The sequence below is a fragment of the Aphanothece microscopica RSMan92 genome, assembly GCF_046613545.2.
Classification (GTDB): Bacteria; Cyanobacteriota; Cyanobacteriia; order PCC-6307; family Cyanobiaceae; genus NIES-981.
Window position 1 is genome coordinate 12,814 of the sequence record NZ_JBKKKY020000035.1, and the last position, 15,459, is coordinate 28,272.

11 protein-coding genes are annotated in these 15,459 nt (G+C 66.7%); 5 read left to right on the top strand and 6 right to left on the bottom strand.

The window, feature by feature from the left end:
* Positions 1-4 precede the first annotated feature (4 nt).
* Entirely contained in the window at positions 5-1,588 is a 1,584-nt protein-coding gene (locus ACLD7X_RS10550) for an alpha/beta hydrolase family protein (protein ID WP_411423591.1), read from the bottom strand.
* Positions 1,589-1,760: 172 nt separating this feature from the next.
* Complete coding sequence (locus tag ACLD7X_RS10555) at positions 1,761-2,990, bottom strand: cation:proton antiporter (RefSeq protein ID WP_411423592.1); 1,230 nt, start codon at positions 2,988-2,990, stop codon at positions 1,761-1,763.
* Positions 2,991-3,088: 98 nt separating this feature from the next.
* On the opposite strand from ACLD7X_RS10555, the gene ACLD7X_RS10560 reads away from it, so the two are divergent.
* From ACLD7X_RS10560 to ACLD7X_RS10580, 5 genes are read left to right on the top strand one after another with little or no spacing between them, the layout of a single operon-like run.
* A complete protein-coding gene (locus ACLD7X_RS10560) occupies positions 3,089-3,643 on the top strand; it encodes a potassium channel family protein (RefSeq protein ID WP_412006844.1) in 555 nt (184 codons plus the stop codon).
* On the top strand, positions 3,640-5,346 hold the full coding sequence (locus tag ACLD7X_RS10565) for a SulP family inorganic anion transporter (protein WP_411423595.1): 1,707 nt from the start codon (positions 3,640-3,642) through the stop codon (positions 5,344-5,346). The genes ACLD7X_RS10560 and ACLD7X_RS10565 overlap by 4 nt, the downstream gene beginning before the upstream one ends.
* A complete protein-coding gene (locus ACLD7X_RS10570; protein ID WP_411423596.1) occupies positions 5,340-7,469 on the top strand; it encodes an FUSC family protein in 2,130 nt (709 codons plus the stop codon). Before ACLD7X_RS10565 ends, ACLD7X_RS10570 begins: the two co-directional genes overlap by 7 nt.
* Positions 7,469-7,681: a DUF1656 domain-containing protein gene (locus tag ACLD7X_RS10575; protein ID WP_411423597.1), complete on the top strand. Its 213-nt coding sequence runs from the start codon at positions 7,469-7,471 to the stop codon at positions 7,679-7,681. The genes ACLD7X_RS10570 and ACLD7X_RS10575 overlap by 1 nt, the downstream gene beginning before the upstream one ends.
* Complete coding sequence (locus ACLD7X_RS10580; protein ID WP_411423598.1) at positions 7,663-8,796, top strand: HlyD family secretion protein; 1,134 nt, start codon at positions 7,663-7,665, stop codon at positions 8,794-8,796. The genes ACLD7X_RS10575 and ACLD7X_RS10580 overlap by 19 nt, the downstream gene beginning before the upstream one ends.
* 11 nt (positions 8,797-8,807) lie before the next feature.
* Here ACLD7X_RS10580 and ACLD7X_RS10585 read toward each other — a convergent pair whose 3' ends face one another.
* The 4 genes from ACLD7X_RS10585 to ACLD7X_RS10600 all read right to left on the bottom strand — a co-directional run bounded on the left by ACLD7X_RS10585 (position 8,808) and on the right by ACLD7X_RS10600 (position 15,288).
* Positions 8,808-10,409, bottom strand: coding sequence for a mechanosensitive ion channel family protein (locus tag ACLD7X_RS10585; protein WP_412006843.1), 1,602 nt, complete (start codon positions 10,407-10,409; stop codon positions 8,808-8,810).
* 305 nt (positions 10,410-10,714) lie between these two features.
* Entirely contained in the window at positions 10,715-11,920 is a 1,206-nt protein-coding gene (locus ACLD7X_RS10590; protein ID WP_412006842.1) for a DUF481 domain-containing protein, read from the bottom strand.
* A 462-nt stretch (positions 11,921-12,382) separates the two neighbouring features.
* Positions 12,383-13,372 (bottom strand): META domain-containing protein, encoded by a 990-nt coding sequence (locus ACLD7X_RS10595; RefSeq protein ID WP_411423601.1) that lies wholly within the window; start codon positions 13,370-13,372, stop codon positions 12,383-12,385.
* Between the two features lie 65 nt (positions 13,373-13,437).
* The gene (locus ACLD7X_RS10600; RefSeq protein WP_411423602.1) at positions 13,438-15,288 is read right to left on the bottom strand and encodes a bifunctional metallophosphatase/5'-nucleotidase; all 1,851 of its coding nucleotides are present in this window, start codon (positions 15,286-15,288) and stop codon (positions 13,438-13,440) included.
* Positions 15,289-15,459 lie beyond the last annotated feature (171 nt).

A 15,459-nucleotide genomic window follows, 5' to 3' on the forward strand; every position in this document is an offset into this window, starting at 1 on the left:
CCCATCACGGCTGGCCTGGCGCGGCCGCGGTGCGTGCCGGTGTGGCTTCGATCAGGGGCCGATCGGGATCCCCCCATCCGCTGGGCGGCAACAGGGGAGGGGCTCCCGTGGCTGGGCGAGCGGTGTCACCAGCCGCCAGCACCTGCCGCACCCAGGTGAGCATCAGGGCCCGCAGCACCGCCTCATCGGCAGCCGCTCCAGGCCGCAGGTTGAAGTGGGTGCCGCCATCGGCGAGCACCAGCTGGTGCCCGCGGATCTCGCTCACCGCCAGAAAGGGGTGAAGCGCTTCGGGGCCGAAGGGCACCACCCAGTCCTTCGAGCCGCTCACCACCACGGCCCGGGCGTGCATGCTCTCGGACGCCCCATGCTCGAACAGCAGACGCAGGGGGGGGCTCACGGCCACCACACCGCGCACGCGCTGATCGGCCACCGCGGCCTCGTTGGCGGTCTGCAGGAAGCTGCACTGCAGGATCCAGCTCACATTGAGTTCGGGGTCATCGAGGTTGCCGCAATGGCGCTGCAACCGGCCGGCACTGGGCTTCAGACCGGCCAGCTGCATGGCCGTGATCGCGCCCCAGGAATGGCCGAGCACCACGGTCCGCTCCGAAGGCAGGGCCCCGAGACCGAGGCGGTCTTCGGCCACCGCATCGAGCAGGGCGCTGATGTCCAGGGGACGCAGCCCCAGCTCCTCCGGGGCCGGCGGGGGGATGGCGCCGGAGAGCATGGCCGCCTGTTGGGCGCTGTCGCTGCCGGGATGCTCAGGCAGCAGCACGGCGTAGCCATGGCTGGCCAGATGCTGGCCCCAGCCCTCGAAGTTCACCGGAGCATCCCAGAGCCCGTGGGAGATCACCACCAGGCCGATCGGCAGCTTGCCCTGGGGAAGCAGCGCCACCCCTCGGAGGGGTTGGCTGCGGTGGCGCACAGCCAGCTGAAGCTGGCGGCGGTTCACGGCATAGGGGCCGATGCGGTTGGCTTCGGGATCGGCCGCCACCCGCTGGCGGCGGGCCAGCAGGTCGGCGGCGGGCTGCTGCTGCCGCTGCAGGCGGTTCAGCACGAAAGCCGCCCGGCCCAGATCCACCGACGCCCTGGTGCCCGGCATGGCACGGAGCAGGTTGAGCAGGGTCACAGACCCCTCCTGCTCGCTGGTGCTCAGGGCCTCCGAAAGCGCCTCGCCGCTGAGGTCGGTGGGAATCCCATCGATCTTCACCAGGGCGGTGGTGGCCAGGAGGGCCTCGTGCAGCAGAGGGGAACCCACGGCCCCCGCCAATCCACGGGACACTCCCGAGGGCAGGGCGATCGGATGGTTGAACAGCTGCAGGACCATCCTGCCGATCGCCCCATCGGTTGCCCGGTCGAGTTCGGCCAGATCACTCGAGCCGGCCAGAAGGCTCTGTCCGTTGCCCAGCTCGGCGAGCTTCACCACCAGGGGGGTGTTGACCAGGGGCAGGCGCAGCTCCAGCTCCTCCAGCGCGACGGCAGGCTGGCCAGCCGCAACGCCCCCCGCCGTCGCCAGCACCGCGAGGATCTGCGGCAACAGGGGGCGGTTCCATCGGGGCAGGCGGGGTGTCAGCCAGGTGGGATGGGCCATGGAACGGGCGGGTCTGCAGCGGGTTGAGGCGGGGAGAGCGGCCGCCAGGGGCAGCCCCTCGGAGATGCATGCTCACCATCGTGCCCGGCATCGATCGTCCGATCCATAGCCAAGGGACCTGGCGCGCCAAGGCGTCACGCGCCCACGGGATGGGCCTCCCCGGGGAGACCGGTCAGCTCGGGGTTCGGGCCGCGACCATGCGCCCATAGCGCTCGGCCAGACCCTGAGCGCTGAGGCCATGGGCCAGCACGCTCAGGGTGACGGTGATGGCGATCACGTCGGCGAGAGCGTTGCCGTGGGGCAGGCCGGCGTCCAAGAGGATCACCGCAAACACGATGCTGGCCAGGCCGCGGGGGCCGAACCAGCCCACGAACAGGGTGGTGGCGCGGTGGAGCTTGAGCCCCAGGGTGGCCACGGCGACCGGCAGCATCCGCACGAGCGTGAGGCTCAGCACGGCGTACAGGAGGTTGGCGGGCGTGAGCGCCTCAAGAGCGCGGCCGAAGACCGCCGCGCCGAAGATCAGCCAGGTGGTCACCGAGAGCACGTCACCGGTGCCCTCCGCCACCACCAGCTCCTCCTCCTTGTCGCGAGGGGTCAGGCCGCCAAACAGCAGGCCGCCGCAGAAGCAGGCGATGAAGCCACTGCCGCCGATCAGCTGGGCCAGGGTGAAGCACACCATGGCCATGGCCACCGCCAGCACGGGCCGCCAGTCCGGCGCGATCCATCCCCGGCGGCTGCAGGCGTCGCGAGCGGCGCAGCCCAGCAGGCACACCGCCACACCCACCAGCACGCCGCCGCCGATCTCTCCGACGAAGAAGGTGCCCAGCTGACCCATGCCAGCTTTCGCAGCGCCAGCATTCGCAGCTCCCTGCCCGGCAGCCAGGCTGAGCAGAAACAACAGGAACGGAACACAGATTCCGTCGTTGAGCCCGCTCTCGACGCTCAGATCCTCCCGGATGCGCGGAGGAACCCTTGGATTGGTCACCACCGGCTGCCCCAGAGCCGCATCGGTGGGGGCCAGGCACACCCCCAGCAGGCACGCCTCCAGAGGCGTGAAGGCCGGAAAGATCAGGCCCGCCAGCAACGCTCCCAGCACGATCGAGAGCGGCAGCCCCAGGCCCAGCAACCGCACCGGGAGACGCAGGTCGCGCAACACGGACAGCTGGGCGTTGGCGGCGTCGGTGAACAGAATCAGGGCGAGGGTGAATTCGGTGATCGTGCGCAGGTTTTCCGACTCCACCTGGATGTTCAACCAGCCCAGGACATCAGGGCCGAGCAGCCAGCCCGCCACCAGAAACACCAGAGAACCCGAAAGCGGCGTTTTGCCGAGGCGCCCGGACAACAAGGCGTAGCCGAGCACCGCGATGGCCAGGACAGCCCACTGCAGATAGCCCTGGATCATCGTCTTCCGTCTGAAGTCACCAAACTAGGGCGATGGTCAGAACCTGCCAGCGCTCCATGACACGCCACAAGCTTGGGTCCCTCTCGGCATCACGGGTGATGGGGGGGCTGGCGGGGATCGGCATCACCATGGGAGCCGGGTCGCTGCGGGCGTCCGAGAACTCAGAGCTGCAGGAGGTCGAAGTCACATCGGCGCTCCTTTTGAGTCAGTTTGGCCTGGCTGTGGTGATGATCTTCATCTGCACGGTGATTCACATCCTGCTCACAACCGTGATCATCGCCGGGAACCACAACGAAAAGTTGCGACGTTGGATGGCGCGGTCTACGCTTCGCCAGGTGGTGGTCATCGCCTTGGCGGCATTGATCACTTTCGTTGCCATGGCCGTGGAAATCGTGGCCTGGGCCTTGCTCTATCTGCAGCTCGGTGCGTTGAGTGACGTGGAGAAGGCCCTGTACTTCTCCGCTGTTTCCTTCACCTCCCTCGGGTATGGAGACGTCACTCTCCAATCGCACTATCGTCTGCTCGGATCCTTCGAAGCCCTGGTCGGCATCCTCATGGCCGGCTGGAGCGCGGCCCTTCTGGTGGCCGTGAGCCAGAAGATCATCGCCATGCGACGGGATTCCCACCAGACCGATCCCAGCAGGCCGTTTTGACCAACAACCCCTTCAACCACCACTCTCCCAGGCTTCTGCTCGGCGGCATCCTGCCGCTGCAGCGCCCCCAGCTGGCCGCCGATGTGGTGGCCGGGATCACCCTCGCGGCCCTGGCCATTCCTGAAGTGATGGGGTACACCCGCATCTCCCAGACCCCCGTGGTGACAGGGCTGTACACGATGCTGCTGCCCATGCTCGCCTTCGCCGTGCTTGGGGCCTCACGGCACCTGGTGGTGGCGGCCGATTCGGCCACCGCCGCCATCCTGGCCGCCACGCTGGCGGGAGTGGCCCATCCCGGCTCCACCGCCTACGTGGGCCTCACCACCCTGGTGGCGGTGATGGTGGGGGTACTGCTGGTGCTGGCCGCCGTTCTGCGGCTCGGTTTTCTGGCCGACTTTCTGTCCCGGAGCGCCCTGATCGGCCTGCTCAGCGGCATCGGTCTGCAGGTGGCCGCCGGGGAGTTCGGCGGGCTGTTCGCCCTCCCCAAGCAGGGCAGCGGTGCCCTGCAGCAGGTGCTGTCGGTGCTGCCCAGGCTCGGGGAGACCCGCACCGACCACCTCCTGGTGTCCGTGGCCGTGCTGGCGCTGATCGTGGGCTGCCGGCGCTATCCGCGGGTTCCCGGTGCGCTGATCGCCGTGGTGGGCGCCATTGCCGTGAGCGGTCTGTTCGACCTTCCCGCCCGCGGCCTGCCGGTGGTGGGCACCGTTCCCGGCGGGCTGCCCCAGCTGGGCCTGCCCCCGCTCGCAGGGGTGCCGTGGAACCAGGTGCTGATCACGGCAGCCTCCTGTTTCGTGGTGATCCTGGCCCAGAGTGCCGCCACCTCCAGGGCCTACGCCCAGCGCTACCAGGAGCGCTGCGACGAGAACGTGAATCTGGTGGGCCTGGCCAGCGCCAACCTGGTCGCCGGCCTGAGCGGCAGCTTCGTGGTCAACGGCAGCCCCACCAAGACCGAGATGGTGGATGAGGCCGGCGGCCGCAGCCAGATCGCCCACCTCAGCGCCGCCCTGGTGGTACTGCTCGTGCTGCTGGTGTTCACCGGCCCACTGGCTCTTCTCCCCGCAGCGGTGCTCTCCGCGATCGTCTTCCTGATCGGCGTGAAGCTGGTCGACCTGGAGGGTCTGCGGGAACTGTGGCAGCTGCAGCGCAACGAATTCCTGATCGCCCTGGCCACGGCGATCACGGTGGCCCAGGTAGGTGTGCTCCAGGGCATCGTGCTCGCCGTGGTGCTCTCGCTGATCGAGCAGGTGCGTCACACCTATCGCCCGCGCACCCGCCTGTGGTGCCCCAACGGCGAAGGCACGGCCTGGCAGACCCTGCCTGTGGGGCCTGGCCGGTTCGCCGCCCCGGGCATCGTGGCCTACCGGTTCGAGGCCAACCTCTTCTATGCCAACGCCAACCGCTTCACCGAAGAAGTGCTGGCGGTGGTGAACCAGCCTGACGGCCCCGTGCGAGGCCTGATCGTGGATGCCTCGGGGATCGACGACATCGATTACTCCGCCGGCAAGTCCCTGCAGGAGCTGGCCGGAGAGCTCGCCAGCCGTGGTGTGCGCACCGCATTGGTGACCGCCTCTTCCACCATGGTGAAGGAGTTGCGGAGCTTCGGGATCGGTGCAAGTGCCAACAGCGTCGGCACCTTCCCCTCCCTCAAGAAGGCGCTCCACGCCCTGGAGCAGGCGCTCGAGCCCAGCTCCAGCCCATGCTGAGCCTGCAGGAGTGGGCTCGGCAACGGGCCCCCTACTTCTGGCTCGGCCTCAGAACAGCCCTGGCCGTGGTTCTGGCTGTCGGGGTGGCCCTGTCGATGGACTGGCAGCGCCCCCAGTGGGCGGGCATCGCCGTGATGTCCATCAGCCAGGACAGCGAGGCGGCGACCCTGGGCAAGGGGCGGCTGCGGCTGGCGGCCACGGTGGGAGCCGCCGTGTCCGCGATCACCATGATCGCCCTCTTCCCCCAGGATCGCTGGGGGTTCTTCACCGCCCTCTCGCTGTATGTGGGGCTCTGCGGTTACCACATGCTGGCCAGCCGCCATGGCTATGCGTGGCGGGTGGCCGCCTATGTGTGCCCGGTGATCGCCATCAGTGCCGGATCGGTGGATGCCGTGAACGACTTCGCCACGGCCCTCGAACGGTTCCTGGAAAACCTCACCGGTGTGTCCTGCATCGTGCTGATCGCCCTGCTGGCAGGAAGGCGAGGCAACCGCCAGATGTTCGAGAGTTACATCCGGGATCTGGCCGGCAAGCTGGCGGATCTGATCGGACGGGTGGTCGCGGCGGTGCGGGCCGAGGCCAAAGGCCAACCGAACCCTCCTGAAACCCTGGCCGACCTGCGCGCCGCTCTCGGACGCTTCGAGGTGCTGCTGCTGCCGGCCATCGATGAGAGCGCCCGGATTGCTCGGCAACGGGGCGGCTGGCGCCGCGTGCAGCAGCGCTTCGGCGAACTGCTGGACAGCCTGGCGGGCTGGCGGCTCACCCTGCGCCAGCTCGGACCGGTGGGCACCACCACCTACCTGGACGCCCATCTCGCTGAGGCCCAGACCCTGCAACGACGGCTGGAGCGGTTGGCCGACGCCACAGAGGGCGTCTCTGAGGGTGTTTCTGAGGGCGTCTCTGAGGGCGACAAGGCCATCGAGCCGCCGACACTCCGGCCAGCAGCGTCCTCGGCGAGCGATCGGGCAGCTCTCACCCTGGCCATGCAGCAGCTGCAACGGGTGGAGCAGAGCACCACGGCCCTGGAACAGCTGTTCGGAAGGCTGGCCCAGGATCCCCGGGATCAGGCGCCGATCCCCTCCCCGGCGCCGCAGCCATGGACCCTCAATCCGGAGCGGCTGAAGGTGGGCGTTCGCATGGCCCTGGCGATCTGGGTGGCAGCACTGCTGTGGATGTTCGTTCCCGACCTGCCCGGCGGCACGGGCCTGATCACGCTCACCGCCGTGTTCAGCGCGGTACTGGCCCTGGCTGGGATGCGCGCCCAGCAGTTGCTGCCCGCTGTGCTGATCGCCCTGGTGCCGGCGGGGATTGTCTACGTGACTGTGCTGCCGAAACTCGAGGGATACACCCAGCTCGCCACTCTGCTGGCCGCTTACATCATCACAACCTTCGTGGTGACAGGACAGCAGCGGCCCATACGGACGCTGTCCATCGATTTCATGCTGATCACCTTTGGCATCACCAACCAGCAGAGCTTCAACTTCATCGGCTTCCTGGATCGCACCGTGGCGATCGTGATTGCCTGCGGCATCATTGCCGTGCTGCAGGAGATTCCTTGGTCGGCCTTGCCGGAAGACCAGTACCTGGGGGCTTTGGTGCGTCTGCGCCGAACGGTGGCGGCCATGCACGCCCTGTTGCTGGCACCTGGCCAGCGCCATGACCGCCTTCAAGGGATGCTGCGGCAGCAACGCAGGAGGTTCCTCAGCGAGGAACTGAGGCGACTCCCCGCCCTGATGGATCAGGTCAGCCGCTCATCGAAGTTCTCCAGATTTGGTCATTCCGCCGAGACGATTGCCAGCGTGAACCAGGCCGCCTGGTGTGCGAGCCTGCTGCTGATGGAGCTGCAGAGGCAATGGGGCAGACCAGAGACCCATCAGCTCGCGGTGGAGGCTGCTCGGGCACTGGCAGGAACCGTGGAGCAGCTGAAACTCGACGACAGTGAGCACGGCCTGGAGCGCCTGCAGTCCCTGCTCGAGCTGATCGAACGCAACGCCATGGAAGCCGATCCAGCCCTGGCAGCCGTGGCGCGAGGGTTGGCAGAATCCATGCAGCAGCTGACTGTCTTTCGCCAGTCTGTTCGCAACCGTACTGTTACGATCGCGCCTATGATTCCGGCCCAGTGATGGAACGCGTTCCCAGGGAGGTTGAGATCCGTGGCATCTATTTCCCTCCGCTGTTGCTGTGCGGCATCCTCGGGCTTCTGCTGGCATGGCTCACCCTGATAGCCCTCTATCGGTTGCGCTGGGATCACTATATTGAAGCTCCCACAATCGCATTTCTGGCCTTAAGTGTGATTTATGCCGTCATTCTCAGTACATGGGTGATTCCCTCATGAAGCTCCCCGCCGCACTCAAGACATCGCGATGGCAACGCAAGGGTGTGACCGTGGCCCTCGTTGGCGTGGCCGCGGTACTGGTGGGAGTGAAGGTCTGGGATTACGTGCGCAATCCCTGGACGAGGGATGCCCAGGTGAGAGCCAACGTGGTGCAGATCACCACCCGCGTCTCCGGGCCGATCATCCGGCTGCCGATCCGCGACAACCAGGCTGTGAAGGCCGGCCAGCTGCTGTTCGAGATCGACCCCCGCACCTTCTCCGAGCAGGTGAATCAGGCCCGGGCCGAACTCGACAACACCCGGGATGACCTGGAATCCCTGGCGAGCCAGGTGGAGGTGGCCCGAGCTGGTGTGAAGCAGGCCGAGTCGGTGGTGATCCAGCAGAAGTCGGCGCTGCGCGCCTCCAGCGCCCAGTTGACCGATGCCTCGGTGAATTTCCGCCGAGCAGACGAACTCATCCGCAGCGGCAGCATCTCCCGCAAGGACTACGACGATGAGACCGCCAGCTTCCGGGTGGCTGAAGCCCGCCGGGATGAAGCCGCCGCCGCCGTGCTGAAGGCGGACAAAGACCTGCTCCAGGCCGAGGCCTCCCTGGCCCAGGCCATCGCCCAGCTGGGCGCCCCGGGGGAGGCCAATGCCCAGCTGAGGTCGGCCAAAGCGGCCCTGCGGGACGCCGAGCTCAACCTGGAGTTCACCCGGGTGAAGGCGCCGGTGAGCGGCTATGTGACCAACCTCAACCTTCGCCTCGGCAGTCAGACCGTGGCCAACCAGCCGGCCCTCGCCCTGCTGGATCAGAACAGCCACTGGATCGAGGCCTACTTCCGGGAGACCTGGATTGGCCGGGTCCAGCCGGGGGATCAGGCCGTGGTGACCTTGATGAGCTACCCCAACCAGCCGCTCCAAGGGAAGGTGGAGAGCATCGGCTGGGGCATCTCGAAGGACAACGGCAGCACCGGTGAATTTCTGCTGCCCAATGTGAGCCCCACCTTCGAATGGATTCGCCTGGCCCAGCGCATCCCCGTGAGGATCAAGCTCGACACCCTTCCGCCAGGCGTGGTGCTGCGGCTGGGCAGCACGGCATCGGTGCTGGTCAGGACAGGCAGCGCCAGCCGCTGAAGCCCGTGGCCTCAGCGGGGGGGCTCCAGGCCCTGCACCTCCAGGTGCGGCACGCCCACGGCGATACCGGCCGCATCCAGCGCCTTCTTGAGACGCCTCCTGTACTCACGACCCACCGACCACTGCTCGAGGGGCCGGGTGCGGATCAGCATGCGGATCAACATGCCCTGATGGGTGATTTCATCAATACCGAGAATCTCCGGTGCCTCCAGAATCCTGTCTCGCCAGTCCGGATCCTCGGCGAGAGCCTGCGCCTCAGCATTCATGATGTCCATCACACGATCGGCATCTTCTGCCACATCCACCTGAATGGCGTAGTTGACCCGTGACCAGTTACTGGAAAGATTGCGAACAGTGGAAACCACGCCGTTGGGGATGGTGATCAGCTCGCCGTCAAGATTCCTGAGCTGAGTCACCCGCAAACCCACCTGCTCCACCAAGCCGGCCTGGTCACCGATGATCACCACATCACCGGCAGCATACTGATCCTCCAGCAGGATCAGGAATCCTCCGATCAGGTCCTTGAGCAGGTTCTGCGACGCCAGGGACAAGGCAAAGCTCAGAAAACCCAGGAACACCGCCACGGCCTGGGTCACAGCCCCGAGCCGATGCAGTTGGTAGATCACCACCATGCCGAGGATCAGATACACACCCACGGCAATCCATCCCTTCAGCGCCCGTGCCAGCGTGGGCGCACGCAGCTGATTGCGATCGCCCTCCTGGCTCTGCATCCACTCCTTCACATAGAGATCACACAGAAGATTGCCGGCACGGATGGAGATGCGGGTCATCAGTACCAGCAACAAAATCAATACCGGCAGGCCGATCGTGGCTTCTCTGCCGAGGGTGAACATCCAGTCGAGGGGGGCCCAACCGACTGGGACCGGGTCATTTCCACCCAGATAGCCCCGCACCGACACCCCGATCAGCCAGTTTCGAAACGGACGGGTCTGGGGAAACAGTCCTGCGATGTAGCCGACCCCAGCGGCCCAGAGCAGCCACTGGCCCCAGTACAGAGAGGAGCGGTAGAAGCTGATCAGGCTGATCTGGTGGCGCAGGTTGACCCGCTTCAGCAACGGAACCTTTCTGAATCCGCGGCCGGGTTCCGAAGAATCGGGGCCGCCGCCTGAAGTTCCCTGCAGTCGTGTCAACAGGATCGTGTGGTGACGCCTGAGGCGCGTCTGGCCGAACAAAACCAGGGCACTGATGCCGCCGATCAGCAACAGCGTGATCAGGGCACGTCGCAGAGCCGCCCGGCGAAAGGGAGGCTGAAGCTCTTCCCAGCCCCGAAGCAGGGCCGACTTGGCCACCTGGGCGGCGCGAAGGGCGATCGCCGTCGGCTCGGAGCTGTCCAGCCTCACCCGCGCCACGTCTGCGGGCGTGATGGTGTACAGCAGTTCCGGGGGATCATTTCTGGGGAACGCCACCATCACGCGGGGGCCATCGGCAGACTCCTCCACGAACACATTGAGCAGGCGATCCAGATCGCGCCTCTGGGCATTGAGATCAGAGACCCCACGACTCAGGAGTCGTCGCTTGGTGTACTTCTCCAGGGCCGAGAGGTATTTCTCCAGACGACTATGGATGACATGCGAACGCTCCGAGGCAGTCAACTCACTCCGCGCCGCATCCATACTGGGATCGGCGCGGATACTGATGTAACCAGGAACAAGGCCGACAATACGGCCATCAAGAAAGATGGGCGATGTTTCAATATTACCCTGGGTGAATACAGGGATGAATTCCTGTGATGTCACCGAGTTCTCGATGGCCGTCAGATCCGGGATGATCTGAGCTACTGCCCGCCCACCCAACCCAGCCGTGAGGAGCAGGACCAGCAGCAGCGAAGTCCAGAATCGCCTGGCAGCCATCAATCGAAACCACTTAAGAATGGTTGCCACCCACATCAACATGATTCTCAGAAGGTGTACGAAAGACCGGTTGCAAAGCTCGCATTCAGGCTGGGGTCATCACTGGCCACCGGCTTGGTGCGATAGCGCAGCAAGAGTGTGTTGGTCCAAGACCAACGCTCGGTGAGTGGGAGTTGAATCGAGGTAACGGACCAGATGAAGGCATTGCTCCACTCGTCCATGAGGCTGCCGATCGACAGGGTTTGATTCAGACGGACTCTGCCAAGCTTGAGCTCGCGAGCACGAAGAATCAACGAAAGATTGGGGGCAATCTGATTGACAAGCTTTTCCGAGTCAAGCTCTTCATATTCATAACGAAGTCCAGCCCCAAGCTGAACCTCGGCAAATGACGACGGCTTCTCTCCACGCCAGAGATTCATGCCAACCCCAACCAAGGAGGCCGTGATCACGGAGAGGTCATTGTCATCATTTCGGGAGGCGAAAGTTTCGTTGTTCACCGTGGCCAGCTGGGCGAAGAAGAGATTCCACTTGGCATCAAGATGGCGACGGAAGACCAGAACCCCCAGGCCATTCGGCCTGAAGGTGTTCTCACTGCGGCTGCTGTCATAGCTCAATGCAGCGGCAAGATCGAGTTCCAGATCTTCGCGCTGACCCTGCTTGTAATAATCCACGTTGATGGCGCCCAGTGCCGTGTCGTCCCGGAACGTGGTGCCACTCAGGGCGAACCCGAGTTTGACCTTGGCAGGCAATGGCCTGAACGGGAACGCCGGACTGGGTGGGGATGAGGGGTCCAGGGTTCGGACCCCTTCCGCCAGCAGCGTCTCGCCCTGGTCAGGCTCGTCCTGATCTTCCGCCGCCAGACCCACTTTGAGCAGCAGGGCACCGCGCTCCGCACCGTCGGCCACTGCGGCCAGTGCAACGGCCTCGGCTCGGGTGGTGGCTGCCTGCAGGGGCCTGTCCAGCTGACCCTGCAGGCGGGCGAGGCGAAGCAACAGTTCCACCTTCCGGAAACGCTCGGAGACCCGGCGAATGGCGACAGCGATCTCAGCAAGCCGTTCGGTTGCCTCCTCCTGGCAGGGCTGCGCCGGGTGACAGGCTTCCACGGCATCGAGCAGCAGGGAGGCCCGCTGGGCGGGATCAACAACCCGGCGGATGGCTTCCAGGGTGGCTTCATCCAGGTCTGACCCGGCCACCACGGGAGCCGGAACCAGGAGGCCGCCCGCCACGCCGAATCCCAGGAGCGACCATGCCAACAGCCGAAGTCGGCGGGGTTCAGGGCGGGGGGCCATCGCCCGGGTCACCTCACCCTCCTGCATCCCCGCCACCTTCATGCCCACAGTCCTAGCGGCGTGGCACGCAGGATGGCGCCAGCCATCGGCCTCTCGCGATGCGAGGCCGCCAGAAGCGTCACCTGCTGGACAAGGGGCAGATTCGTCTCGAAGGTGTGGATCCGAGGTTGCACTCCATGCGGAGCGAACCACCGGCAGCTTGAGAGTGTCAATCAACAGGCCCCAACTTCAACCCCAGCGTCGTGTCGCATCCACAGACGCACCAAAGTCGTCCAACCATCCTTCAAGGGCTTTGGCGTCCAAGTTGTCATGCATGAGGCGAGCCGAAGTAAGCCCTGTTACATCAAGCTCTCCTGAACACCGCGATCACAGCGAACAGCAGGCCCGCAGCCCCCTGACGCCGACCAGCGGTGCAGCCATGGGCCCCTACGGTTGGGGCGCCAGGGGAACCCCATCCTCGAGGCTGGGGTTGCCGGAGAGCACGGTGATCCCCTCGGGTGGGCCCGCGTCTGCCGGGAGGCGTTCCCGCTCCTGGTAGCGGCTGCCATCGAAGACGTGCCGCACGTAGGTGGCCGGAGCGCCGCCGCCCGACTGCAGCCGCCAGAGATCACGCCAGCCGTGGCTGCGCGCCTCGCTCACCACCAGGGGCAGGCGGCTGGTGGGAAAGTCGGCCAGCAGCACGGTGCCGCGCGGGGTGGAGCGGTAGAGCTGCAGGTTGCAGCCCCCCGTGCCGCAGACGGCGGGACCCATCAGATACACCACCCGTTCCTCACGGCCGTCGGCGTTGAGGTCGATGGCGGCATGCACGTAGCGCGTCCGCACCCCAGCCACCGGGGTGGGGCCGAGGAAGGCACCAAGGGCAGCCTCCAGGGCGGCATCGGGAGTGGCGCGGTAGCGCAGCTCCGCGCTGGGCACGGGCTCCCACAGCAGCTCAGCGGCCTCAGCCTCCAGGCTCAGCAGGCGTCCAAGCAGCCGGTAGCCGCGCACGCCCGCCAGCTGGACCCCCAGGCCATCCCCGAGCGACGGCGGCGGGCACAGGCGCCTGGTGCTGGCGAGGGGACCGAAGCGGAAGCTGCCGCTGACCGGATCGTCGTTGGGCTGCAGGCTCCAGCTGCCGCTGGCCCTGTTGCAGTCGAGCTGCAGCGCAGCGCGCCCTTCGCTCTGGAGGCTGAGGGTGTAGCGGGAGGGATCCTGCGGACGCTGCTCAGGCTGGCTGGAGTCGATCGGGCGGATCTCCACCAGCCGCCAGACCGTGTTCTCCAGCACGGGCTGGCGCGGTGCAGCCATGGCCGCTGTCGCGGTGGCAGTGGCAGTGGCGGTGGCGGTGGCAGTTGCAGTGGCGGTGGCGGTGGCGGTGGCGATCAGCGGAGCGAGGCTGGCCAGGAACCGACCGGGCCAGCGAAGAACGGGGCGCATGGGCGATCCACCTCCGGCTGCCCCATCATCGGCTGCAGCGCACCGAGGCTCGGACGCACCGTGCCCTACACGCGGATGGCCCGCTGTTCAAAGCAGTGGCCGTCCTTGCGGAGGAGGGGCAGCCCATCAGGTCCACGGTCGGGCCTCTGGCGCAGAAAATCCATCACCGCCTGCCATTCCTTGATCTCCCGCTGGGCGGCATCCAGGGCCGTGCTGGCCCGATCGAGGCTGGCCCCCGCAGGCAGCACGTAGGGGCCGCTGGAGGCGCGGGGATCGGCGATCGCCTCGGTGCGGTTGGTGAGGGGAGAACCATCAGCCAGCTTCGGCTGCAGGCTCAGAGCCCCCTTGCTGAGCCGGGGGATGGCGGCCACGATCACCCCCACGTAGAGGCTGGTGGAGAAACTGAGCAGATCGGCGGAGGCCAGATCAAGCGGCCGGTAGCCCCGCTGCAGATCCCCCAGCTCCAGGCCCACCACCTGATCGAAGCGGGGACGGCCGGGGTCGTAGGTGAAGCGCAGACCGGAGACGCGCGGAAAGTATTCGCCGGGATGGTTGGGATCATCGACGAGGAAGAACTCCAGCAGGTTCTTCAGTTCGGCCGCCGTGAACCAGGCCGTCACCAGGGCGCTGCCGGCCGTGTCGTCCACGACGCCAGCGCCGAGCGGTGCCAGAGCGAACACGTCGTAGACGGTCTGAATGCCGCTCTTGCCGTGGATCAGCCCAGCCCGGATGATGCCGTTGGCGGTGAAGGCGATGGCGCTGCCGGTGGCCTGCCGCAGGGCGTCGGTGAACAGGTTCGCCAGCGGCGTACCGCCCGCCACATCGGCGTAGTTCATCGGCCAGTCCTCCTCGATCCGTACCAGCGGCTGGGTGGTGGCATAACCGCGCGAGGCGAAAGCCGCCTCGCCGGACCGGCGCAGGAACTCCTCCACCCGTGCCTGGATGGCGGCATCGCCCCGCACCTGGTCATCCACGGGGATCAGCCGGTAGGAGCGGACCGACACCTGGCCCTCCTCCAGCTCCAGCACCAGTTCACCCAGGTGCTCGCCATAGCGGCCGCTCTGCACCGCCGGTCGTCCCCCCACCAGGAGGGGCTGCTCCAGGCGGGTGTGGGTGTGCCCGCCGATCACCACATCGATCTCGGGCGCCTGCTCCAGCAGGGCGACGTCCTCACCGCGGTCGAAGCGGCCCTCGGGGCCGCGGATCACGCCGCCGTGGCTGAGGGCCACCACCATGTCCACCCTCTGGCGCTGCTTCAGCTCCCGGGCCAGGGATCGGGCCGTCTCGATCGGATCGGCGAAGGTCACCGCGCCCGGATCGGCGGCGTACTTGAAGGCGTCGTAGCCGATCAGGCCAATCAGCCCGATGCGCAGGCCACCGCGCTCGATCACGGCGGAGGGGCGGATCACCCCCGCCTGGGCCAGCCGCTGCAGGTCCAGCAGCCGGTCGTCCCTGGCCCCCAGATCACTGTTGGACGCCACCACGGCCGGCACCGGACCGGCCGCCACCGCTTGGGCGATCGCCTGGCCGAGGCCGTCGGGCCCCAGGTCGAACTCGTGGTTGCCGAAGGTGGTGGCGTCGTAGCCCATCGCCCCCATCAGCTGCAGCTCCGCCCCCAGCTCACGACAGGCCGCCGCCACGGCGGTGCCCATGGAGAAATCGCCGGCGTCAAGCACCAGCACGGGCCCGCGCGGTTCGAGCTCGCGCCGGCGCTCGGCGATCAGGGCTCCGAGGCGGGCATAGCCCCCTCTTGTGGCGTCGTTGCCGGTCTGCAGCGGCGTGTAATCCCGCAGCGGACCCACCCCCACCACGTTGGAGTGCATGTCGTTGGTGTGGAGGATCGACACCACGCGCCGATCCGGGCTGGAATCGGGATTGGCCTGGGATTCGGGCCCAACCAGGGAGGCACCCGTCATCAGGGAGAGGAGACGCAGGGCGAGTCAATCCTGATGGACGTTCCGCTCAGCGGTCTTGGCTGGAAACGACGGGGCAGGCCATCCACCACCGGCGTTGCAGCACCCGCAACCCTGATCCAGGATCACGGCACGAGGCCAGAGCCATCGCCAGGCCATCGGGCCACCCCCCTC